This window comes from Agarivorans sp. D1326, assembly GCF_056958115.1.
Window position 1 is genome coordinate 227,410 of record NZ_JBTWEN010000006.1, and the last position, 21,872, is coordinate 249,281.

At 44.5% G+C, this 21,872-nt stretch carries 26 protein-coding genes; 24 read left to right on the forward strand and 2 right to left on the reverse strand.

Annotation, left to right across the window (positions count from 1 at the left end; translation table 11 throughout):
- Positions 1-27: 27 nt before the first annotated feature.
- The 9 genes from ACYFDN_RS13520 to ACYFDN_RS13560 all read left to right on the forward strand — a co-directional run bounded on the left by ACYFDN_RS13520 (position 28) and on the right by ACYFDN_RS13560 (position 7,954).
- Positions 28-681, forward strand: a complete 654-nt coding sequence (locus ACYFDN_RS13520; RefSeq protein WP_249483617.1) for a SanA/YdcF family protein — start codon at positions 28-30, stop codon at positions 679-681.
- 4 nt (positions 682-685) lie between these two features.
- A complete protein-coding gene (locus ACYFDN_RS13525; RefSeq protein ID WP_483511557.1) occupies positions 686-1,636 on the forward strand; it encodes a S1 family peptidase in 951 nt (316 codons plus the stop codon).
- A gap of 77 nt (positions 1,637-1,713) precedes the next feature.
- The gene (gene queA / locus ACYFDN_RS13530) at positions 1,714-2,760 is read left to right on the forward strand and encodes a tRNA preQ1(34) S-adenosylmethionine ribosyltransferase-isomerase QueA (RefSeq protein ID WP_483511558.1); all 1,047 of its coding nucleotides are present in this window, start codon (positions 1,714-1,716) and stop codon (positions 2,758-2,760) included.
- 87 nt (positions 2,761-2,847) lie between these two features.
- Entirely contained in the window at positions 2,848-3,972 is a 1,125-nt protein-coding gene (gene tgt, locus ACYFDN_RS13535) for a tRNA guanosine(34) transglycosylase Tgt (protein WP_152779321.1), read from the forward strand.
- Positions 3,973-4,077: 105 nt separating this feature from the next.
- Positions 4,078-4,416, forward strand: a complete 339-nt coding sequence (gene yajC / locus ACYFDN_RS13540; protein ID WP_016401246.1) for a preprotein translocase subunit YajC — start codon at positions 4,078-4,080, stop codon at positions 4,414-4,416.
- Positions 4,417-4,444: 28 nt separating this feature from the next.
- Positions 4,445-6,298, forward strand: coding sequence for a protein translocase subunit SecD (secD, locus tag ACYFDN_RS13545; RefSeq protein WP_472590558.1), 1,854 nt, complete (start codon positions 4,445-4,447; stop codon positions 6,296-6,298).
- 10 nt (positions 6,299-6,308) lie between these two features.
- Positions 6,309-7,259 (forward strand): protein translocase subunit SecF, encoded by a 951-nt coding sequence (gene secF / locus ACYFDN_RS13550; RefSeq protein WP_016401244.1) that lies wholly within the window; start codon positions 6,309-6,311, stop codon positions 7,257-7,259.
- A gap of 49 nt (positions 7,260-7,308) precedes the next feature.
- A complete protein-coding gene (locus ACYFDN_RS13555) occupies positions 7,309-7,680 on the forward strand; it encodes a rhodanese-like domain-containing protein (RefSeq protein WP_483511559.1) in 372 nt (123 codons plus the stop codon).
- A gap of 4 nt (positions 7,681-7,684) precedes the next feature.
- Positions 7,685-7,954 carry a hypothetical protein gene (locus ACYFDN_RS13560; protein WP_483511560.1) on the forward strand — a complete coding sequence of 90 codons (270 nt, stop codon included), beginning with the start codon at positions 7,685-7,687 and terminating at the stop codon, positions 7,952-7,954.
- On the opposite strand, the gene ACYFDN_RS13565 is transcribed toward ACYFDN_RS13560, so the two are convergent.
- Positions 7,947-8,483: a hypothetical protein gene (locus tag ACYFDN_RS13565; RefSeq protein ID WP_338621710.1), complete on the reverse strand. Its 537-nt coding sequence runs from the start codon at positions 8,481-8,483 to the stop codon at positions 7,947-7,949. The two genes, ACYFDN_RS13560 and ACYFDN_RS13565, sit on opposite strands and share 8 nt — an antisense overlap.
- Before the next feature lie 99 nt (positions 8,484-8,582).
- The gene (gene suhB / locus ACYFDN_RS13570) at positions 8,583-9,386 is read right to left on the reverse strand and encodes an inositol-1-monophosphatase (protein WP_016401240.1); all 804 of its coding nucleotides are present in this window, start codon (positions 9,384-9,386) and stop codon (positions 8,583-8,585) included.
- 171 nt (positions 9,387-9,557) lie between these two features.
- Here suhB and trmJ point away from each other — a divergent pair, with 171 nt between their 5' ends.
- The 15 genes from trmJ (at position 9,558) to ispG (ending at position 21,840) form a co-directional block, all read left to right on the forward strand.
- A complete protein-coding gene (gene trmJ, locus ACYFDN_RS13575; protein WP_483511561.1) occupies positions 9,558-10,289 on the forward strand; it encodes a tRNA (cytosine(32)/uridine(32)-2'-O)-methyltransferase TrmJ in 732 nt (243 codons plus the stop codon).
- 90 nt (positions 10,290-10,379) lie between these two features.
- Positions 10,380-10,853, forward strand: a complete 474-nt coding sequence (iscR, locus tag ACYFDN_RS13580; RefSeq protein WP_016401238.1) for a Fe-S cluster assembly transcriptional regulator IscR — start codon at positions 10,380-10,382, stop codon at positions 10,851-10,853.
- Positions 10,854-10,888: 35 nt separating this feature from the next.
- The gene (locus tag ACYFDN_RS13585; protein WP_016401237.1) at positions 10,889-12,103 is read left to right on the forward strand and encodes an IscS subfamily cysteine desulfurase; all 1,215 of its coding nucleotides are present in this window, start codon (positions 10,889-10,891) and stop codon (positions 12,101-12,103) included.
- A gap of 31 nt (positions 12,104-12,134) precedes the next feature.
- Positions 12,135-12,518, forward strand: coding sequence for a Fe-S cluster assembly scaffold IscU (gene iscU, locus ACYFDN_RS13590; protein WP_016401236.1), 384 nt, complete (start codon positions 12,135-12,137; stop codon positions 12,516-12,518).
- An 18-nt stretch (positions 12,519-12,536) separates the two neighbouring features.
- Positions 12,537-12,860, forward strand: a complete 324-nt coding sequence (iscA, locus tag ACYFDN_RS13595) for an iron-sulfur cluster assembly protein IscA (protein ID WP_016401235.1) — start codon at positions 12,537-12,539, stop codon at positions 12,858-12,860.
- Positions 12,861-12,872: 12 nt separating this feature from the next.
- Entirely contained in the window at positions 12,873-13,391 is a 519-nt protein-coding gene (gene hscB / locus ACYFDN_RS13600; protein WP_016401234.1) for a co-chaperone HscB, read from the forward strand.
- A gap of 5 nt (positions 13,392-13,396) precedes the next feature.
- A complete protein-coding gene (hscA, locus tag ACYFDN_RS13605; protein WP_483511562.1) occupies positions 13,397-15,250 on the forward strand; it encodes a Fe-S protein assembly chaperone HscA in 1,854 nt (617 codons plus the stop codon).
- Between the two features lies 1 nt (position 15,251).
- A complete protein-coding gene (gene fdx, locus ACYFDN_RS13610; protein ID WP_016401232.1) occupies positions 15,252-15,590 on the forward strand; it encodes an ISC system 2Fe-2S type ferredoxin in 339 nt (112 codons plus the stop codon).
- Positions 15,591-15,601: 11 nt separating this feature from the next.
- Positions 15,602-15,802, forward strand: a complete 201-nt coding sequence (iscX, locus tag ACYFDN_RS13615; protein WP_016401231.1) for a Fe-S cluster assembly protein IscX — start codon at positions 15,602-15,604, stop codon at positions 15,800-15,802.
- A gap of 43 nt (positions 15,803-15,845) precedes the next feature.
- On the forward strand, positions 15,846-17,141 hold the full coding sequence (pepB, locus tag ACYFDN_RS13620; RefSeq protein WP_483511563.1) for an aminopeptidase PepB: 1,296 nt from the start codon (positions 15,846-15,848) through the stop codon (positions 17,139-17,141).
- 61 nt (positions 17,142-17,202) lie between these two features.
- Positions 17,203-17,628, forward strand: coding sequence for a nucleoside-diphosphate kinase (ndk, locus tag ACYFDN_RS13625; RefSeq protein WP_483511564.1), 426 nt, complete (start codon positions 17,203-17,205; stop codon positions 17,626-17,628).
- Between the two features lie 157 nt (positions 17,629-17,785).
- Positions 17,786-18,904, forward strand: coding sequence for a dual-specificity RNA methyltransferase RlmN (rlmN, locus tag ACYFDN_RS13630; RefSeq protein WP_483511565.1), 1,119 nt, complete (start codon positions 17,786-17,788; stop codon positions 18,902-18,904).
- A 22-nt stretch (positions 18,905-18,926) separates the two neighbouring features.
- Positions 18,927-19,700 carry a type IV pilus biogenesis/stability protein PilW gene (pilW, locus tag ACYFDN_RS13635; protein ID WP_016401227.1) on the forward strand — a complete coding sequence of 258 codons (774 nt, stop codon included), beginning with the start codon at positions 18,927-18,929 and terminating at the stop codon, positions 19,698-19,700.
- On the forward strand, positions 19,690-20,727 hold the full coding sequence (locus ACYFDN_RS13640) for a RodZ domain-containing protein (RefSeq protein ID WP_483511566.1): 1,038 nt from the start codon (positions 19,690-19,692) through the stop codon (positions 20,725-20,727). The genes pilW and ACYFDN_RS13640 overlap by 11 nt, the downstream gene beginning before the upstream one ends.
- Positions 20,728-20,742: 15 nt before the next feature.
- The gene (gene ispG, locus ACYFDN_RS13645; protein ID WP_016401225.1) at positions 20,743-21,840 is read left to right on the forward strand and encodes a flavodoxin-dependent (E)-4-hydroxy-3-methylbut-2-enyl-diphosphate synthase; all 1,098 of its coding nucleotides are present in this window, start codon (positions 20,743-20,745) and stop codon (positions 21,838-21,840) included.
- The last annotated feature ends 32 nt before the right edge of the window (positions 21,841-21,872 follow it).

Consider the following 21,872-nt stretch of genomic DNA (forward strand, 5'->3'; position numbering starts at 1 on the left):
TTGTAGATTATGGTCGGAGTACATGCGGTGAAACGATTCCTTGGCGTGGTGTTGCTAATGGTTATCGTGGTGCTGTCTTGCCTAGTGGCTGTAGACCGTTACATTTCTCGCCAAGTTTCCGGGCAGTGGTTTCGCGATATGCAACAACTGCCGCCTCAGCCTGTTGCTTTAGTTTTGGGCACAAGTAAGTATGTGGGTAAGCGACTAAATACTTATTATACCTTTCGAGTTGAAGCTGCTGCTAAGCTATACCATACCAATAAGGTTCAGGCGCTAATCTTAAGTGGCGACAATGCTACCCGCTATTATAATGAACCTATAACCATGTTAAACGACGTGCTACGTTTGAACGTGCCACGTGAGCATATTGCTTTGGATTATGCAGGGTTTCGTACTTTCGATTCTATTGTGAGAGCTAAAGAAGTGTTTGGCCAACAGGCTATAATTATTGTGTCGCAGCAATTTCATGTGGAACGGGCTTTATACATCGCTAATCAATATGGCATTGAAGCTTATGGTTATGTGGTAGACGATGCACCGCAAGCTTTTCACTGGCGGGTTAGATTACGAGAGGTATTAGCGAGGACTAAGGCCTTGATTGATTTACATGTATTGCAAGCTGAACCGCATTTTTTGGGTGATCCTGAACACGTCACAATTCGTGAAAACAACGAAGAATAAGCAAATGAAGATTACAAAAGTGTGGCTAGTGGTTTTGTCCTTTTTGTTGGGTGTAAGTACTTCGCTTAAAGCTGAATCCGATATTGTCCCATTTATTGTTGGTGGTAATGATGCACCAGCTAATTATCCGTGGATGGCTCAAGTTTTTCTTGGTTCATCACGCTGTGGTGGAGTGTTAATTGGCGAACGCTGGGTGTTAACAGCCGCTCATTGTACTTTTGACTCCAGCCGACTAAACCGAACGATTGCAGCTTCAGAAGTCAAAGTGTTGTTGGGCAATTATCAGTTTGCCAATAGTGCACATCCCGATGCCTTGCAAGTAAGCGAGGTTTATCAGCACCCAAGCTATGTTAATCCTTCCGATTCTGGTCCTGCTTTTGATTATGATGTTAGCCTATTACGATTAACAGAAGCGCAAAGCGTAACGCCGGTGATTCTTAATGCCAATAAGGTGACCGATGCGCTCAATATTGGTGGCTTTATGCAGGTGGTTGGCTTTGGGCGAACCAATACTGACCCTTTGAATCCAATTTATCCAGACGTGTTACAGCAAGGTAACCTGAGTTTGATAAGCGAGAGCCGTTGCGAAGATGAGTGGTCGGCTTCTTCAATTACCGAGCAAATGTTTTGTGCCTATGGTACTAACCAAGACGCCTGTTCTGGTGATAGCGGTGGTCCGGTTTTTATTGAAGAGCAAGAGCAACATCGTTTATTAGGTTTGGTGAGTTGGGGGAATCTATCTTGCCAAGGCAGTGCAGGCGTGTATGCCGATATAGGCACAGTTTGTACTTGGATCACCGATACAGCCAGTATTGCTGGCGATAGCAGCTTAAATTGCAGTATAGCGGATACTCCCTCGTCAAGCGGTGGTGGCGCCAGTTGGTGGCTATTGATTTTGAGCTTGCCTTTGTGGCTATTGCGGCGGCCTAGCAAAGCACAGCATTTCAAGCGCTAATCCTTGCTATTACAGGCCGCAATCACTAAAATTGCGGCCTTGTTTATTATTGAATAGCCCACAGAGTTTTTAGCCTAATGCGTGTTGCCGATTTTTCTTTTGAACTCCCCGATGAGTTAATCGCTCGTTATCCAAAACAGCAACGTCGTGATAGTCGTTTATTGTGTCTTAATGGTAATACTGGTGAGCTACAACATCAGCAGTTTCCAGACCTACTAAACCATATCCAAGCTAACGATTTATTGGTTTTTAACAATACTCGGGTTATTCCTGCGCGTTTGTTCGGTCAAAAAGCGAGTGGCGGAAAACTTGAAGTGCTGATTGAGCGTGTTTTAGATGAACATAGAGTGCTTGCGCATGTTCGCTGCTCTAAATCGCCTAAATCCGGTTCAGCCCTGCGTTTGGCCGACGCGTTTGATGCTACCATGCTAGCTCGCCATGATGCCTTGTTCGAATTACGCTTTGATGACCAGCGAACAGTGTTAGAACTGCTTGAAGCCTACGGCCACATGCCATTACCTCCTTATATCGACAGACCCGATGAAGATGCCGATAAGGAACGTTACCAAACGGTTTACAATGAAAAGCCCGGTGCTGTTGCAGCGCCAACGGCGGGCTTGCACTTTGATGACGCCTTGATGCAACAAATCCAAGACAAGGGTGCAGATATTGCTTTTGTTACCTTGCATGTTGGTGCTGGTACTTTTCAGCCGGTGAAAGTTGAGTCGGTAGATGAGCATGTTATGCATTCTGAATACGCCGAAGTTGGCGAGGGTGTTGTAGCTAAAATCGCTAAAGCTAAAGCCGCTGGTGGCAGAGTGATTGCAGTGGGTACAACTTCAGTTCGTTCGTTAGAAAGCGCGGCTAAAGATGCCAAGGGCAAGGGGCAAGCTTTACAAGCCTACGCGGCCGAAACCGATATTTTTATTTATCCTGGTTATCAATTTGAGTTGGTGGATGCCATGGTCACCAACTTCCACCTGCCTGAGTCTACATTGATCATGCTGATTTCGGCGTTTGCCGGTAAAGATAATGTGACTAGAGCTTATCAAGCCGCTATAGAGCAGCGTTACCGGTTTTTTAGTTATGGCGATGCCATGTTTATTGAGCGTAAAGACGCTTAGTTAACCCTATTTTGGCGATTAGACAATTATCTAAGCGCTTATTTGAAGCAATCTGAATCGGACTGTTTTTCCGATCTGAGGTAAGTTATGAAATATGAATTATTGGCACAAGACGGTAAAGCACGTCGCGGCCGTTTAGTGTTTGAACGTGGCACAGTAGAAACCCCTGCGTTTATGCCTGTGGGTACTTACGGAACTGTAAAAGGCATGACTCCAGAAGAAGTAAGTGCAACGGGTGCTGAGATATTACTAGGTAATACCTTCCACCTGTGGCTTCGCCCAGGCCAAGAAGTGATGAAAGCTCACGGTGATTTACATGATTTTATGAACTGGCAAGGACCTATTCTTACTGACTCCGGCGGTTTCCAAGTATTTAGCCTGGGCGATATTCGCAATATTACTGAGGAAGGCGTACATTTTCGCAACCCAGTAAACGGCGATAAAATCTTCTTAACACCAGAAAAATCTATGGAGATCCAAAATGATTTGGGCTCCGACGTAGTGATGATTTTTGATGAGTGTACGCCTTACCCTGCTACTGAAGAAGAAGCGGATAAGTCGATGCAAATGTCCTTGCGTTGGGCAGCGCGCTCACGTCAGCGTCACGATGAGTTGGAAAACAAAAATGCCTTGTTTGGTATTATTCAAGGCGGTGTTTACGAGCATTTACGTGATGTGTCCTTGGAAGGCCTAACTAACATTGGTTTTGATGGTTATGCGATTGGCGGTTTAGCGGTTGGCGAACCTAAAGAAGATATGCACCGCATACTTGATTATGTGGCGCATAAAGTACCTGAAGATAAACCAAGGTACTTAATGGGTGTTGGTAAACCTGAAGATCTGGTTGAAGGTGTGCGCCGAGGCGTGGATATGTTCGATTGTGTAATGCCAACTCGAAATGCGCGAAATGGTCACCTATTCACTAGTGAAGGGGTGATTAAAATTCGCAATGCGCGCCACCGTGAAGATACAAATACACTGGATAAAGAGTGTGATTGTTATACCTGTCAAAATTATTCTCGTTCCTACTTGCATCATTTAGACAAGTGTAATGAAATCCTTGGCGCTCGTTTGAATACCATTCATAACCTGCGTCACTATCAGCGCTTGATGGAAGGGTTACGTGGTGCAATTGCAGCCGGTAAGTTAGACGATTTTGTAGCAGAGTTTTACGCAAAGTTGGGGCGTGAAGTCCCACCTTTGGCGGAATAATGCCCGATTGAGCAAGCAAAGCCTTGTTTTTGCTTGCTCTGTCTCCATTTAATAAGGTAGTTGTATAGATTATCTTAAGTTTTTAATTTTTTAATGAGGGTAACAATGAGCTTATTTATTTCTCCAGCATACGCAGAAGGCGGTGCAGCGGCACCTGCTGGTGGCGGCATGGAATTAATTTTCATGATGGTGATTTTCGCGGTAATTTTCTACTTCATGATTTACCGCCCGCAATCTAAGCGTGTTAAAGAGCATAAGAATTTGATGTCTTCATTGTCTAAGGGTGATGAAGTACTCACCACTGGTGGCTTGGTAGGTAAAATCATCAAGATTTCAGATGAAAATGACTACTTCCAATTGAGCCTAAGCGATGACACCACTGTTACGCTTAAAAAGGACTTTGTATCAGCGGTATTGCCAAAGGGCACGCTGAAGTCGCTATAGTAGCTATTCGGTCACTAGGGATAAGATTTTGTTAAATAGATACCCTTGGTGGAAGAACCTGATGGTAATCGCTGTGATTGCCATCGGCTTTCTTTACGCCACGCCAAACTTGTACGGTGAGGATCCTGCAGTACAAGTGTCTGGCACTCGGGGCGCTCAAGTAGAGCTGGCCCAATTAGACGAGATTCGCAACTTCCTCACAGAGCAGTCTATCGACTTTCGCTCTGTTGCCTTTGAAGATGGTTTAGCCTTAGTGCGTTTACGTAACGATGCTGACCAACTTAAAGTAAAAAGCCTCTTACATGATTTATTAGGCGACGATTACATCGTTGCGTTAAACCTTGCTCCAGCAACGCCTGGTTGGTTAGACGCCATCGGTGCGGGCCCGCTTAAACTTGGTTTGGACTTACGTGGTGGTGTGCACTTCTTAATGGAAGTGGATATGGATGCCGCAATCAGTAAAGCCCAAGAAGGCATGATTCAAGATTTTCGAAGCGACTTACGTGAAGAAAAACTGCGTTATGCTGGGGTAAGAGCGCAAGGCGATTCTGTGGTAGTTCGTTTTCGTGACGAAGCCACCCTAGATAAAGCCATTAGCTTTTTAGACCGCAAATACAATGAATACCAATTCAGTGATGCTAGCCAAGGCGACCAATTCCGTCTTAGCGCTAAAATGACTGATGAGAAGCTAAAAGAAACTCGCGAGTATGCGCTGCAGCAAAACATTACCATTATCCGTAACCGGGTAAATGAGTTAGGTGTTGCTGAGCCACAGGTACAGCGACAGGGTTCTGAGCGTATTGTGGTGCAATTACCAGGTGTTCAAGACACCGCACGTGCCAAAGAAATTTTGGGTGCAACCGCTACTCTTGAATTTAGAATGGTAAATACCGACGCTGATGTGCGCGATGCAGCCGCTGGCCGAGTGCCTCCTGGTTCTCAACTCGCAAAACGTGTTGATGGCTCGCCGGTAGTATTGCGTAACCAAGTTATCTTAACCGGTGACCACATCGTTGGTGCACAGTCGGGTTTTGATGAGTACAGTCGTCCGCAGGTTAACATTAGCCTTGATAGTCAAGGTGGTAGCAAAATGGCTGCCTTCACTAAAGATAATGTTGGCCAATCAATGGCGACTTTATTCATTGAGTACAAACCTACTGGCAATAAAGACGCTGAAGGTAAAACTATTCTAGAGCGTCAAGAGGAAGTGATTAACGTTGCTACGATTCAATCGCGCCTTGGTCGTAGTTTCCGAATTACTGGTATTGACTCTCCTGCAGAAGCACAAAACTTAGCGCTACTTTTACGTGCTGGTGCGTTGATTGCGCCGATTCAAATTGTTGAAGAACGTACTGTTGGCCCAAGCCTTGGTCAAGACAACATTGATAAAGGCTTCATGGCGATTGTGGTTGGCTTATTAGCATTATTAGTCTTTATGCCTATTTACTACCGTAAGTTTGGCTTGGTGGCTAACTTTGCTTTGATTGCAAATGTAGGGGTCATTATTGGCGTAATGTCGATGATTCCTGGTGCTACCTTAACCTTACCGGGTATGGCGGGTATTGTACTAACCGTTGGTATGGCGGTTGATGCTAACGTGCTTATCTTTGAGCGTATTCGTGAAGAGCTAAACGACGGCCGCAGCCCTCAACAAGCAATTCACTACGGTTATAGCAACGCACTTTCAACGATTTCTGATGCTAACATCACTACCTTTATCACTGCGTTGATTCTTTTCGCGATTGGTACTGGCGCTGTAAAAGGCTTTGCTGTGACGCTAGCGATTGGTATTGCAACATCTATGTTCACTGCCATTGTAGGTACCCGTGTAATTGTTAACTGGGTATGGGGTGGTAAGAAAATAGACAAGTTGTCTATCTAGGAGCTACGACGTGTTTTATTTATTTAGACCAAAAGGCACCGTGCGCTTCATGTCGCACCGCAAACCATTTATTTGGTTTACTGTTTTGCTGATGGTGGCTTCGGTAGCTAGCTTAGCGATTAACAAAATCAATTGGGGTCTCGACTTTACTGGCGGTACCTTGATTGAAGTTGAATTCTCTCAAGCGGCTGATCTTACAGAAGTGCGCGAAGTGATGGGCAACAATGGTTACCCTGATATCGTTGCACAATACTTTGGTTCTCAAACCCAAGTATTGTTGCGCATGATGCCGCGTGAAGGAATTGATAGCCAACATTTAGGTGACAGCATCATGGGTTTGCTTCGTAGTGAAGTAGATTCTGATGTAGAAATGCGCCGTATTGAGTACGTAGGCCCAACGGTAGGTAAAGAGTTAGCAGAGCAGGGGGGCTTAGCTATTATTGCCGCTCTTGGCTGTATCTTGCTGTATGTTGCAATGCGCTTTGAATGGCGAATGGCATTAGGTGCGGTGCTAGCTTTGGCTCACGACGTAGTAGCAACCTTAGGTTTGTTCTCACTATTACAGTTAGAGTTTGATCTTACCGTTATTGCCGCGCTGTTAACCGTAGTCGGTTACTCCTTGAACGATACCATTGTTGTATCTGATAGGATCAGGGAAAACTTCCGTAAGTTACGCAAAGGCGACCCTGAAGAAATTATCGATGTTTCTTTAACTCAAACCTTTAACCGTACAATTGTGACCTCGTTAACCACCATCATGGTACTTGTATCATTGTTCATGTTGGGTGGTGAGTTGATTCACAACTTTGCTACGGCTTTATTGTTTGGTGTATTCATTGGTACTCACTCTTCTATTTACGTTGCTAGTACGCTGGCATTGTACTTAGGCATTAAGAAAGAAGACTTTATGCCCAAAGAAATCGAAGAGAAAGAAGGTGCCGACCAGGACCCTATCGCATAATTATCTAAACCCGCTTCGGCGGGTTTTTTGTTGTTAAGGAGAAAACGCAATGGCCCATAACCCTCGATTCTTAGCGTTGGTTGACGATTGTCGCAGCCGTATTAAAGAATGCGATGTGCACCAGGTTAATCAATGGTTAGAACAAGGTTTAGCATTCATCTTGATTGATAATCGTGAACAAGATGAATGGCAAAAAAGCCGTATTCCAAATGCCAAGTATATGGGGCGTGGGGTAATGGAGCGTGATGTAGAAACGCTTATCCCAGATTTAGACACTATGATAGTGATCTACTGTGGTGGTGGTTTTCGCTCTGCATTAAGCGCCGATAATTTGGTGAAGATGGGGTACACCAATGTGATTTCTATGGATGGTGGGATCCGTGGCTGGAAGGAAGCGGGCTACCCGTTAGAAGGCGCATAAAAAGATGACTGACCAGGTTAACCCAACTATTTACGCTTTTGATATTGCCGAAAATACCTATTACTTTTTTGACCAGCTTGAGGCCGAGCAGGCTTTTCATCAAGCCGAAGCTAAAGGTGACTATCCAGAGTGGCGAGAGCCCACGCCAATGCTTGAGTTACTAAAAATAAAGGATGCGCTGTTAGGCGAGTTTGCCAAGCGCATCGCGTTTTTAGAGCTACAACTAGAGCGGGCTGAATTAGGTTCTGATAGCTTCGATTTAGGTGCTAATTAGTATCAAATTCCCAGCCTAGTTCTTGGCTAATTTTTGATACTTGAGGCGCTATTAGATCTATGTCACTTTGTGGCACAGATTGCAGTTGGGTAAACCATTGGTCGCCGATTTCGAATGATTCCAACAGTTGTTGTTTCTGTTCAGCCGATAGCTCGGGGTTATCTAACAACTGTTGCTTCATGTTCTCGTAGACTTCAAGCTGCGGTTTATATTCTTCTAAATTAACGGCCAAGATAGCAAATATTACTTGCTCGGTAGTTGCTGCCCAGTTCTCTAGGTCTAAGTTGTATTTATCTAATACTTGTTTCACTTCGTTAGCATAAGCACTTTGATTGAGCTGAAGAACCATCTGTTCGGCTAACTCGCTAGGGTTTTCTACTTCTTCTAATGTGTTTTCTTCTTCGATTTTTTCAACAATTGGTTTAAGCATTTTGCTCGCTTCAAACCAGTTGTCTATTGTCTGTTGGGTTAAGTTAGCGGCGTTTGCATAAGCGCCTATCAGCAGAAGCAGTAGAGGTAGCAATCTCATAAATACATCCTAAATATGGTGTCTATTTATAAAATAGTGGTCTTAAAGACAAAAATAAAGCGGGCAGTGCCCGCTTTAAGTTGTTTCTGCTTAATTTTATTAAGCTTTAATTGCATCCGTTAAATGCGGACGAATTGTAGATAACATATGTTTTAGTACTTTAGGGTTTGCACATACAACATTTCCACTTTGGTAGAAATCTGTGTTGCCGCTAAAGTCTGTAACAATGGCACCTGCTTCGCGAGCAATTAGTTCACCTGCTGCGATGTCCCAAGGCTTCAAGTTTAATTCAAAGAAACCGTCTAAACGACCAGCGGCTACATAGGCTAAATCTAAAGCGGCAGAACCAGCACGGCGCATGTCTCCACACTCAGCAAAGATTGCTCCGAACATGGCTAAATAGCTGTCCATGTAGTGTTTGCGTTTGAATGGGAAGCCGGTGCCAATTAGTGTGCCTTCTAAATCTTTAGCTTTAGTAACACGTAAACGGTAACCGTTTAATTGCGCGCCTTTGCCGCGTGAAGCAGCAAATAACTCATTGCGAAGAGGATCGTAAATCACACCATGCTCTGTTTTCCCTCGAACGCGTAATGCGATAGAGATAGAGAAGTGAGGAATACCTTTGATAAAATTGGTGGTTCCATCCAATGGGTCTATCACCCATTGATATTCATCATCCTTGCCAGCTGTTAAGCCACTTTCTTCACCAATAAAAGAGTGATCTGGGAAAGCGTTTTGAATGGTGTCGATAATGCTTTTCTCAGCGGCTTTATCAACATTAGTTACGTAGTCGTTAGCGCCTTTTGTTGTCGCTTCAACTTTATCTAACTGTTCGTAAGCTTGAGTTACGACCTTACCTGCATTTCGCGCAGCGCGAATCGCAATGTTTAGCATAGCATGCATGAATTACCACCAATTTGTAGAAAGAACATAAAATAACCGCCGGATTATAGGGAAAACCAAAAACAAACACAATTGATTATAGGCACTCCATATAAACTTTTTCCAATCTAGTAGCTAAGGCTATGGCTATGTTACAATCCCGCGCATCAAATTTAGGGTGAAGTAAAAGTAATGTTGGAAAATGTTCGAGTGGTTTTAGTTGGCACTAGTCATAGTGGCAATATTGGCTCTGCAGCCAGAGCAATGAAAACCATGGGAATTAGCGATTTGTGCTTGGTAGCTCCAGAAGCTGAGATTGATGGTAAGTCAGTTGCGTTATCGGCCGGTGCATCGGATGTGCTGGGTGGTACCACAATTGTCTCAGAGTTATCAGAAGCAGTTGCAGACTGTCAGCTAGTTATTGGCGCCAGTGCCCGTTCTCGAACTTTAGATTGGCCGATGGTTGATGGGCGAGAAGCCGGCGTTAAACTTGCCGCAGAGGCCCAGCAGGGTAAAGTAGCTATTGTGTTCGGTCGTGAGAGCAGTGGTTTAAACAACCCAGAGTTACAGCAATGCCATTATCACGTTTGTGTACCTGCTAACCCCGAATATAGTTCGCTAAACTTAGCAATGGCTGTTCAGCTATTAAGCTACGAAGTGCGTATGGCATTTTTAGACCAGCAAAACACACACCCGGAAGCTGCTCCTGAGGATTACCCTCATGCCGATGATTTAGAACGTTTTTATCAGCATTTTGAGCAGTCTATTGCTGACTCGGGTTTTATCATCAAGCCACACCCGGGCAAAGTAATGGAAAAAGTACGACGAATGTTCAACCGTATTCGTATGGAAAAACAAGAGCTTAATGTAATGCGTGGCATTTTAACTTCTTTTGATAAGCATATTTCCAAACCTGAAAAATAAACCTGACTAATTTAGTAGGTTTTATACTTGACTAAATTACTAGGGTATGGAAAGATTGTGACCAAGTTCACGGGAAAATATAGGTTTGATATGCGCTTAACTTCTAAGGGACGCTACGCAGTTACAGCGATGTTAGATGTTGCTCTTCATATGGAAGAAGGGCCGGTCTCTTTAGCTGACATTTCTGAGCGACAAGGTATTTCTTTGTCTTATTTAGAGCAGCTGTTTTCAAAATTACGTAAACATGGCTTGGTAACCAGCGTGCGCGGCCCCGGTGGCGGATATCGCCTAGGTATGGACGCTGATGATATTGCAGTAGGCATGGTGATCCACGCTGTTGATGAGTCGATTGATGCAACACGTTGTCATGGTTCTGCAGATTGCCAAGGCGGCAAACCTTGTCTTACCCACTCATTGTGGAATGACTTAAGTGAAAGAATCGCCGACTTCTTAGATAACATAAGCTTGGGTGGCTTAATGCGTGAGCGACAAATTGTTAATGTAGCGCATAATCAAGACCAACTTCAGCACGTTGATAACAACACGATACAAATTAGTTTATGACGCTCGCTTTCGCCGAGTAGTAACGGAGAACTTTAATGAAATTACCAATTTATCTTGATTATTCAGCAACCACTCCTGTTGACCCTCGGGTTGCTGAAAAGATGATGCAATACCTTAGCGTAGATGGTATTTACGGTAACCCTGCTTCACGTTCACACCGTTTTGGCTGGCAAGCAGAAGAAGCTGTAGATATTGCCCGCAACCAAATTGCTGACCTAGTAAATGCTGACCCACGTGAAATCGTATTTACCTCGGGTGCTACAGAATCAAACAACCTTGCTATTAAGGGTGCTGCTCACTTTTACAATAAAAAAGGTAAGCACATCATCACGTGTAAAACTGAGCACAAAGCTGTGCTAGATACTTGTCGCCAATTAGAGCGAGAAGGTTACGAAGTGACTTATTTAGACCCAGAAAGCAACGGTGTTATAAGCCTTGAGACCTTAACCGAAGCATTACGTGAAGATACGGTTCTTGTGTCTATCATGCACGTGAACAACGAAATTGGCGTAATCCAAGACATTAAAGCGATTGGCGAGTTATGTCGCTCTCGTAAAATTTTGTTCCACGTTGATGCGGCACAAAGCGCAGGTAAAGTTGAGATCGATCTTCAAGAGCTTCCTGTAGATATGATGTCTTTCTCAGCACATAAGGTTTACGGGCCAAAAGGTATTGGTGCTCTGTACGTGCAACGTAAGCCACGTATTCGCCTAGAAGCGCAAGTACATGGCGGTGGCCATGAGCGTGGAATGCGTTCTGGTACCTTACCTACTCACCAAATTGTTGGAATGGGTGAAGCCTTTGCTATTGCTAAACAAGATATGGCAAAAGATAACGAGCACATTCGCGCTTTACGTGACCGCTTTTGGGCAGGCATTAAAGATATTGAAGAAACCTATGTAAACGGTGACTTTGAGCAACGTGTAGTGGCTAACTTAAATGTGAGCTTTGCGTATGTTGAAGGTGAGTCATTGATAATGGCGCTTAAAGATTTAGCCGTTTCATCAGGTTCTGCGTGTACGTCTGCAAGCTTGGAGCCGTCGTATGTACTTCGCGCACTAGGCTTAGATGACGAACTTGCACACAGTTCTATTCGTTTCTCTTTTGGCCGTTTCACTACTGAAGAAGAAATCGATTACGCAGTTAAAGTGATTAACGAAGGTATTGGCCGACTCCGCGAAATGTCTCCACTTTGGGACATGTTTAAAGACGGCGTAGACCTCAGCCAGGTTGAGTGGGCACACCACTAAGTATTAAAAATAACGGATTTGGAGAGATATCATGGCTTATAGTGAAAAAGTAATTGATCATTACGAAAACCCGCGTAACGTTGGCGCTTTCGAAGATAAAGATGATAGCCACATTGGCACCGGTATGGTGGGAGCACCAGCTTGTGGTGATGTGATGAAGTTACAACTTAAAGTAAGCGACGAGGGTGTGATTGAAGACGCTCGTTTCAAAACTTACGGTTGTGGTTCTGCAATTGCGTCTAGCTCACTGGTTACCGAGTGGGTTAAAGGTAAGAGTTTAGACGAAGCTCAAGCGCTTAAAAATACCGATATTGCTGAAGAATTAGCCTTGCCGCCAGTGAAGATTCACTGTTCAATTTTGGCAGAAGATGCCATTAAAGCCGCCATTGCTGATTACAAAAAGAAAAACGCGTAGTAGATTTAAGGAGCCACCATGGCTGTATCACTAACTGAAGCTGCAGCAACACATGTAAGTCAATTTTTGAACAACCGAGGCGCGGGCACTGGCGTGCGCCTAGGGGTAAAAACCTCTGGGTGTTCGGGCATGGCTTATATTTTGGAGTTTGTAGACCAATTAGCTGAAGACGACAAAGTATTTGAAAGCCACGGTGTAAATGTCATCGTTGATGAGAAAAGCTTACTTTACATCGATGGCACTGAATTAGACTTTGTTAAAGAAGGTTTGAACGAAGGCTTTGTATTTAACAACCCTAACGTAAATGGCGAATGTGGTTGTGGAGAGAGCTTTAGCGTTTAAATGGAACACGCTATGAATCATTTTGAGTTATTCTCTCTACTTCCGTCTTATCAGCTAGACCTAAATGGTTTAGCTGATAGCTACAGAGAGCTGCAACAACAATACCATCCCGATAATTTTGCTGCTGAGTCTAGTGAACGCCAGGCTCAAGTGATGCAAAAAGCTGCGCAAATCAACGATGCTTATCAAACGCTGAAAGACCCTCTTAGCCGAGCGCAATACTTATTAAGTTTGCAAGGTTTAGAGCTTGGAGGCGAACAGCAAACCATCAACGACGTTGCCTTCTTGATGAGTCAAATGGAGTTGAGGGAGCAATTGGCTGAAATAGAGCATGCAGCCGATCCTGAAGACGCTATTGATAACTTCTCAAGGTTATTGAAGCGGCAACGAAGCGACTTGAGCTCAAGCTTTGAAAAAGCCTACAATGAACAAAATTTTGAGCAAGCTGCAGACGATGTTCGCAAACTCAAATTCTATGCACGCCTGCAACAGCAGCTGCTTCAACTTGAAGAGAAAATTTTAGATTACTAATCTATATGGCATTACTACAAATAGCAGAGCCTGGGCAATCGGCTGTTCCTCACCAACATAAACTGGCTGTAGGTATCGATTTAGGTACCACTAACTCTTTGGTTGCAACTGTACGTAGCGGCAAAGCCGTTACTTTGGCCGATCATAGCGGTGATACTTTACTTCCTTCGGTGGTTCGCTATCACAAAGATGGTGTAGAAGTTGGTAAGTTAGCTAAAGCACAAGCGGTTACCGATCCTCATAACACCATTACCTCGGTGAAGCGTTTATTAGGCAAAGATAGCGCAGATATAGACCGTGAACTGTTTCCCTATAACTTTAGTGATGCTAAAACCCCGCATATTCAAACAGTAGCGGGCGATGTTAATCCTATTCAAGTTTCTGCTGAAATTTTAAAAAGTTTAGCAGCGAGAGCTGAAGAGTCATTACAAGGTGAGCCTGATGGCGTGGTTATTACTGTGCCTGCATACTTTGATGACGCACAGCGCCAAGGCACCAAAGATGCGGCTCAATTAGCTGGTTTACATGTACTGCGTTTACTTAATGAACCGACAGCTGCGGCTATTGCTTATGGATTAGATAGTGGTGATGAAGGCGTAATCGCGATTTATGATTTAGGTGGTGGTACCTTTGATATCTCCATCCTGCGTTTATCTAAAGGTGTATTTCAAGTACTAGCCACGGGTGGAGATTCTGCTCTAGGTGGTGATGACTTTGATGATGCTTTAGTTGCGTGGATAGCCGAACAAGCGCAAGTCAGTGGAGTGCGTTCTGCCCAGTTACAGCGCGAATTATCACGCATAGCCAATCAAGTTAAAGTAGCCTTAACTGACCAAGAAAGTACCAATATCAATTTGGATATTGACGGTGTTAAATGGCAGGGCAGCATTAGCCGCGAGTTATTCGATAGCCTCATTGAAAGCTTGGTTAAGCGCACTATTCGCGCCTGTCGCCGCGCTTTACGTGACGCCGAAGTAGAGCTAGAAGATGTTAACAATGTAGTTATGGTTGGCGGTTCTACCAGGGTGCCAAAAGTGCGTAGCGACGTAGCGAACTTTTTTGATAAGCAGCCTTTAACTAACATTGATCCTGACCAAGTTGTTGCGATTGGTGCAGCCATTCAGGCTGACACTTTGGTGGGGAACAAAAAAGATGGTGAGCTGTTATTGCTTGATGTTACACCTCTCTCTCTAGGTATTGAGACAATGGGAGGCTTGGTCGAAAAAGTTATTCCACGCAATACCACTATCCCGGTTGCTCGAGCCCAAGAGTTTACGACGTTTAAAGACGGTCAAACAGCAATGGCGATTCATGCGGTACAAGGTGAACGCGAATTAGTAGATGATTGCCGCTCTTTGGCTAAATTTGCACTAAAAGGCATTCCACCTTTAGCTGCAGGTGCCGCGCATATTCGAGTCACATTCCAAGTGGATGCCGATGGTTTGTTATCGGTTACTGCGATGGAAAAATCAACTGGAGTGCAATCGTCTGTTGAGGTCAAACCTTCTTATGGCTTAGCCGATGAAGAAGTGGCAAGAATGCTTAAAGACTCCATCACCAATGCTAAACATGATGTCACTATGCGCATGTTGCGTGAGCAACAAGTCGAAGCAGCTCGATTCATTGAAGATATGAGTGCTGCATTAGTCGAGAGTGGCGAACGTTTGCTGCAAGATGAAGAGCGTCTTGGCATTGAACAAGCCATGCAGCAATTACAAGCTATGGCCGAAGGTGACTCTGTTTCAGAGATAGAGCAAGCCATTAAACATTTAGACAGTATCAGTCAAGATTTTGCCGCAAGGCGAATGGATGATTCCATTAAACAAGCCCTAAGGGGCCAGCAAGTAGATAGGATTTAAGATGCCTAAAGTGATTTTCTTGCCTAACGAGGACTTATGTCCTGAAGGCTCAGTAGTAGAAGCAAAACAAGGTGAAAGCGTATTGGATGTTGCCTTGCGCGAAGGTATCGACATTGAGCACGCTTGTGAAAAATCTTGCGCTTGTACTACCTGTCACGTAATTGTTCGTGAAGGCTTTGATTCGCTTGAAGAAAGCGATGAGCTAGAAGACGATATGCTAGACAAAGCCTGGGGTTTGGAGCCCGAGTCTCGTTTAGGTTGCCAAGCAATGGTAAGCGATGAAGACTTAGTGGTGGAAATTCCTAAATACACCATTAATATGGTGTCTGAACAACATTAAGGAATAGGCTGATGGGGTTGCGTTGGATAGATGTTGAGCAAATAGCGATAGAACTGGCCGAGCAATTTCCAGAGCAAGATCCTAAGCAAGTTCGGTTTACCGACTTACACCAATGGGTTTGTCAGTTGGATGATTTTGACGATGACCCACAGCACAGCAACGAGCGCATTTTGGAAGCAATTATTTTAGCCTGGATGGATGAACTAGACTAAGTTCCAAGGGCTCGTTGTCGATTACTCAAATGAGGAAGTATTGATGACCGCCGTTATGGATCTAGTTTTATGCGCCAAACCTGCCGCTGCTCAATGGGGCCAAAATACCTTAGTTAGCTTTGAAGCCAACCAAGTTAATATTCATATCAATTCTGAAGGCGTAGCCCGCCTTCAAGATATTCAAAAAGCCGGCCGAAAATTAGATGCGCAAGGCCTAAAGCACCTCTCTTTTATTGGCGATAGCTGGGATGTAGAAGCATGCTGGGCTTTCTATCAAGGTTATTACAACGCCAAACAAGATAACCAATTAGATGTAGTGGTACTAAGTGATGCTGACCAGCAGCGTTTTGATGCGCTTAAGTCTGCTGCTGATTGGACACGTAAAACGATTAATCTTGGTCCAGCAGCTATTTACCCCCAAACTCTATGTGAATCTGCAGCGAGCTTCTTAAGTGGTTTATCTCCGGAACATGTTTCTTATGAGATTATCTTTGGTGAAGATTTACTGGAACAAGGCTGGGTAGGGACTTATCAGGTGGGCAAGGGGAGCACCCAAGCACCAGCGATGTTGCAGTTAGATTTTAATCCTAGTGGAAACCCAGACGAGCCTGTGGCCGTAGCCCTAGTAGGTAAAGGTATTACCTTTGACTCAGGCGGTTATAGCCTCAAGCCTTCCGACGGCATGTCAATCATGAAAAGCGACATGGGGGGCGCTGCCACGGTTACTGGAGGTTTAGGTTTAGCAATTGCTAACGGCTTAAACAAACGTGTGAAACTATATTTGTGTTGCGCCGAGAACATGGTTTCGGGAGAAGCTTACAAGCTGGGCGACGTAATTACTTACAAAAATGGTGTTACGGTAGAAGTGCTTAACACTGACGCAGAAGGTCGCTTGGTGTTAGCTGATGGTTTAATTGCCGCTAGTGAGCAGAAGCCTCAAGTTATTATCGATGCAGCTACCTTAACGGGCGCAGCTAAAATGGCTTTAGGTCGCGACTACAATGCAGTGTTTGGCTTTGATGATGAGTTGGTTCACCAAGCCTTACAAGCCGCCAAACAGGAGCAGGAAAAAGCTTGGCCTCTGCCCTTAGAACCTTTCCACAAAGGACAGATTGGCTCTAGCTTTGCTGATATTGCCAATATTTCTTCAGGCGAGGGCATGGCCGGCGCATCCACTGCTGCAGCTTTCTTAGCCCATTTTGTTGAAAATGCAGAAGAAAACTGGCTGCATTTTGATATGTCTGGCTCTTATCAAAAATCTGGTAATGCACTTTGGGCAACTGGGGCAAAGGGGCATGGTATTCGCACCATTTCACGGTTGTTAACTGAGTTGAGCTAACTTATCATTCACTTACAATATCAAAGAGTGATATTCACCAAATTTTAGATGGAGCTAGTTAATGGCCTTAGAACGTACTTTTTCTATACTTAAACCCGATGTGGTGGCGAAAGACGCAATTGGTGCAATTTATGCGCGTATGGAGTCTGCCGGTTTACGTATTGTTGCAGCCAAAATGGTGCATTTATCGCAAGAACAAGCTGCAGGCTTTTATGCAGAACATGAGGGTAAACCATTTTACCCACCGCTGATTGAGTTTATGACATCTGGACCGATCATGGTGCAAGTGCTTGAAGCTGAGAATGCGGTGCAGCGTTACCGTGAGTTATTGGGTGCGACTAATCCGGCAGAAGCCGCTGCTGGTACCTTACGTCATGACTTTGGATCAGGCATGCCACCAAATGGCACTCACGGCTCTGATTCACCACAGTCAGCGTCGAGAGAAATCGCCTATTTCTTTGAAGACAATGAGATTTGTCCTAGATAAGTCAAACGGGGCAAAAGCTTCTTTGGCAAATGCAGCTTAATAGTTAAAAACTTATTAGCTGCCAATTGGCGCCGAGTACAGAGATTAACTGGCTTTCTGCTGTTATTATTTGTACAATTCGGCGCTTTTTTTATTTGGTCGATCGTGGAGTTAAGCGATGAGTGAAACAAAAACAAATTTACTTGATTTTAATCGAGCGGGTTTACGTCAGTTTTTTGCCGATATAGGCGAAAAACCATTTCGTGCCGATCAGGTAATGAAGTGGATTTATCACTTTGGTGTTGATGACTTCGACCAAATGAACAATATCAATAAAGCCTTACGCGAAAAGCTTAAGCGTTTGGCTGAAGTGCGCGCACCAGAAATTAGCACTGAGCAACGCAGTGCAGATGGCACCATTAAATGGGCGATGTTAGTGGCTGGCCAAGAGATCGAAACCGTTTATATTCCTGAGGGTGACCGCGCGACATTGTGTGTGTCTTCACAAGTTGGCTGCGCGCTGGAATGTACCTTCTGCTCTACTGGCCAACAGGGTTTCAACCGTAACTTAAAAGTGTCTGATATCATTGGTCAAGTTTGGCGAGCAGCTCAAGTGATTGGCCACAAAGGCATCGAAGGAAAACGACCAATTACCAATGTAGTAATGATGGGCATGGGTGAACCTTTGCTAAACCTAAACAACCTGATCCCAGCCTTAGAATTAATGCTAGACGATAACGGCTATGGCCTGAGCAAGCGTCGCGTAACGGTAAGTACCTCTGGTGTGGTGCCTGCTTTAGATAAATTAGGTGATAAGCTCGATGTGGCGTTAGCTATTTCGCTGCACGCTCCTAACGATAAGCTGCGTAGTGAAATCATGCCGATCAACGATAAATACAACATCGAAGCATTTTTGGCTGGTGTAAAACGTTATATCGATAAATCAAACGCCAATAGAGGCAAGGTAACGGTTGAGTATGTATTACTCAATGGCGTTAATGACTCTATGGAGCAAGCGCATGAATTAGCGGAAGTTTTACGCGATACCCCATGCAAAATTAACTTAATTCCATTTAACCCTTACCCAGGTTCGCCGTTTACCAAACCGAGTAATAGCCGCGTTGACCGTTTTAGTAAGGTATTGATGGAATATGGCTCAACAGTAGTGGTTCGTAAAACCCGTGGTGATGACATTGATGCGGCTTGTGGACAGTTAGCAGGTGACGTTGTCGACAGAACCAAAAGAACCATGAAAAAACGGATGCAACAGCAAGAAATTTCAGTCACAATTCAATAACTAACCTTATCGAAGGACGGATATGAAACGCTGGTTGTACTTGTTTTTGGTGGTATTTTTGGTTTCTGGTTGTGTAACCGAAACCCGTGTAAATGGCCAAGAAGTAAACAATAAAGATAAACAGCTTAATAAAGACGCTGCCGCTAAAACCCGAATTAGCTTAGCGCTGCGTTATTTAGAAGCTGGCGATGCAGAACAAGCAAAACGTAATTTGGAGCTAGCGCAAGAGTTAGCGCCTAATCTAGTTGATGTTTACATCGCCCAAGCCCACTTCTACCAAAGTGTTCGCCAGCCTGAGCGAGCCCTAGATGCTTATAAACGTGCTAAGTCTATAGCGCCACGCAATGGCGATGTACTTAATAACTACGGCGTGATGCTGTGTAAGCAGAAAGAATATGACCAAGCCGAAGAGTTATTTAAGCAAGCTTTGGCTAATCCAGAGTACGTTCAAGTAGCGGGAACCAATGAGAACGCGGGTTTATGTGCTTTAACTGCTGGCGACTTGGATAAAGCCTTAGATTACTTTACCAGTGCCTTAGCCTATAACATTCGCCGCCCTGCTTCTTTGCTTGGAGCCACTGAGGTTTACCTACAAAAAAATAAACCCGAGCAAGCCCGATTATATCTGCAACGGTATGATAGTATGGCTGAAACTACGGCGGAAAGCGCCTTTGCTTGGGTTCGCTTAGAAAGTGCAGCCGACAACTTTGCTGAAGAAGCACGTTGGGGCTTAACCTTACAACAGCAGTTCCCTAAATCTGAACAAACTAAACGATACATCGCTAATGACTACTAAAGCCGAATCAGAGCAAACAGAGCTAAGTGAAGACATTGAAGTGGTTAGCCCTGGGCAAATGCTGCAAGAAGCACGTGTTGCCGCCAAGCTAAGTCAAGCTCAAGTTGCTGAACGTTTGAAACTGCGTTTGCAAGTAATCAAAGATATAGAAGGCGATAGCTTCGATAGTGGTTTATCGAGTACTTTTATCAAAGGTTACTTGCGTGCTTATGCGCGTTTGTTGAATCTTTCTGAAGACCTAGTGCTTTCTAGCTACACCCATTTGCACGATGCCCATGAACAACGCACAGAGATGCAGAGTTTTTCTGGGCGGATAAAGCAAGAGACTCATGACAGTCGCTTGATGAAGTTTACCTACTTAGTGGGCCTTGGCATTGTTGTTTTGCTGGTGATTTGGTGGTGGCAAGAAAAGAGCCAACAAGTAGATTTTAGTCAGGCCAGCCCCGCTAGTTCAGAAAGCCGAATTCTAGAGCCGACCAGCGAGCCCGAAGTTGATGTAATTCCAGAACCTAGTGCTGAAAATGTTCAAGTGCTAAGCACTGTTGAAGCTCCCGAGGTGCCATCGGCACAACCAGTAGAGCCTGTTTCAGAGCCTGTGGTAGAAGCTAACAATGAGATTGATGCTGAACCAAAAGTTGAGTCTCAAACGGCTCTAGAGCCAGCTACTGAATCAGCGTCAAATGAGCCTGCTTCGCAAGCATCGGAGCCCAATGTAATAAACAGTCCAGATCCTGAGCCTAAGCCTGAGCCTGAGCCAGAATTAGAAGTGAACCAAGTGGCAGCTTTAACTGCCTTAAACATGAGTTTTGAAAATGAGTGTTGGGTAGAGATTAGAGATGCCACTGGCAAACGCTTGGTGGCAGACATTAAACAGCCCGGCCAATCACTCTCTGTAACTGGTCCTTCTCCCTATAGTATCGTGCTTGGCACCAACGCAGGCGTGAGTGTAAGTTACGGACAAGAATCAATCGACTTATCGTCATTTACACGCGGTAAAGTTGTGCGAATGCAAATACCAAACAATTAAGATCTTTCGATTATTATGAATCAACCAACTCCGATTAAACGCCGTAAATCAACACAAATTATGGTGGGTAATGTGCCAGTGGGCGGAGACGCGCCCATCACTGTGCAGTCTATGACCAATACACGTACGACTGATGTAGCTGCAACGGTTGAGCAAATAAACCGAATTGCTGCAGTGGGTGGCGATATTGTCCGCGTTTCCGTGCCAACCATGGATGCTGCCGAAGCCTTCAAACAAATTAAGCAGCAGGTATCGATTCCTGTAGTGGCTGATATTCATTTCGATTACCGTATTGCTTTAAAAGTGGCGGAGTATGGCGCAGATTGTCTACGTATTAACCCAGGTAATATTGGTAACGAGCAACGCATTCGCTCGGTAGTGGATGCTGCACGTGAGCGCAACATCCCCATTCGTATTGGTGTGAATGGTGGTTCCTTAGAAAAAGATTTGCAGGAGAAGTACGGCGAACCCACGCCAGAAGCCTTAGTTGAGTCTGCGATGCGTCATGTGGATATACTCGATCGCTTGAACTTCGACCAGTTTAAAGTGAGTGTAAAAGCCTCTGATGTTTTCCTTGCCGTAGGCGCTTATCAAGGATTGGCTAGCCGAATTGATCAACCGTTACATCTTGGTATTACAGAGGCAGGCGGTTTACGCAGTGGCTCGGTTAAATCGGCAGTTGGCTTAGGTATGTTGTTATCACAAGGTATCGGCGATACCTTGCGTGTCTCTTTAGCAGCCGATCCCGTTGAAGAAATCAAAGTAGGTTTTGATATTCTTAAGTCTCTTCGCATTCGCTCTCGCGGTATTAACTTTATTGCTTGCCCAAGCTGTTCTCGCCAAGAGTTTGATGTTATTTCAACGGTTAACGCTCTCGAGCAGCGTTTAGAAGACATAGTAGAGCCAATGGATGTATCCATTATCGGCTGTGTGGTAAATGGCCCAGGTGAAGCGCTTATCTCTGATTTAGGCATTACCGGTGGCAACAAAAAAAGCGGCTTTTATCAAGATGGCGTGCGCCAAAAAGAGCGTTTCGATAATGACGACTTAGTAGATGCTTTAGAAGCGAAAATCCGCTCGCGTATCGCGATTAAAGACATTACCGAAAGCTAATCTGCATTTAAATTTACCTCTTTGCTTAAAGG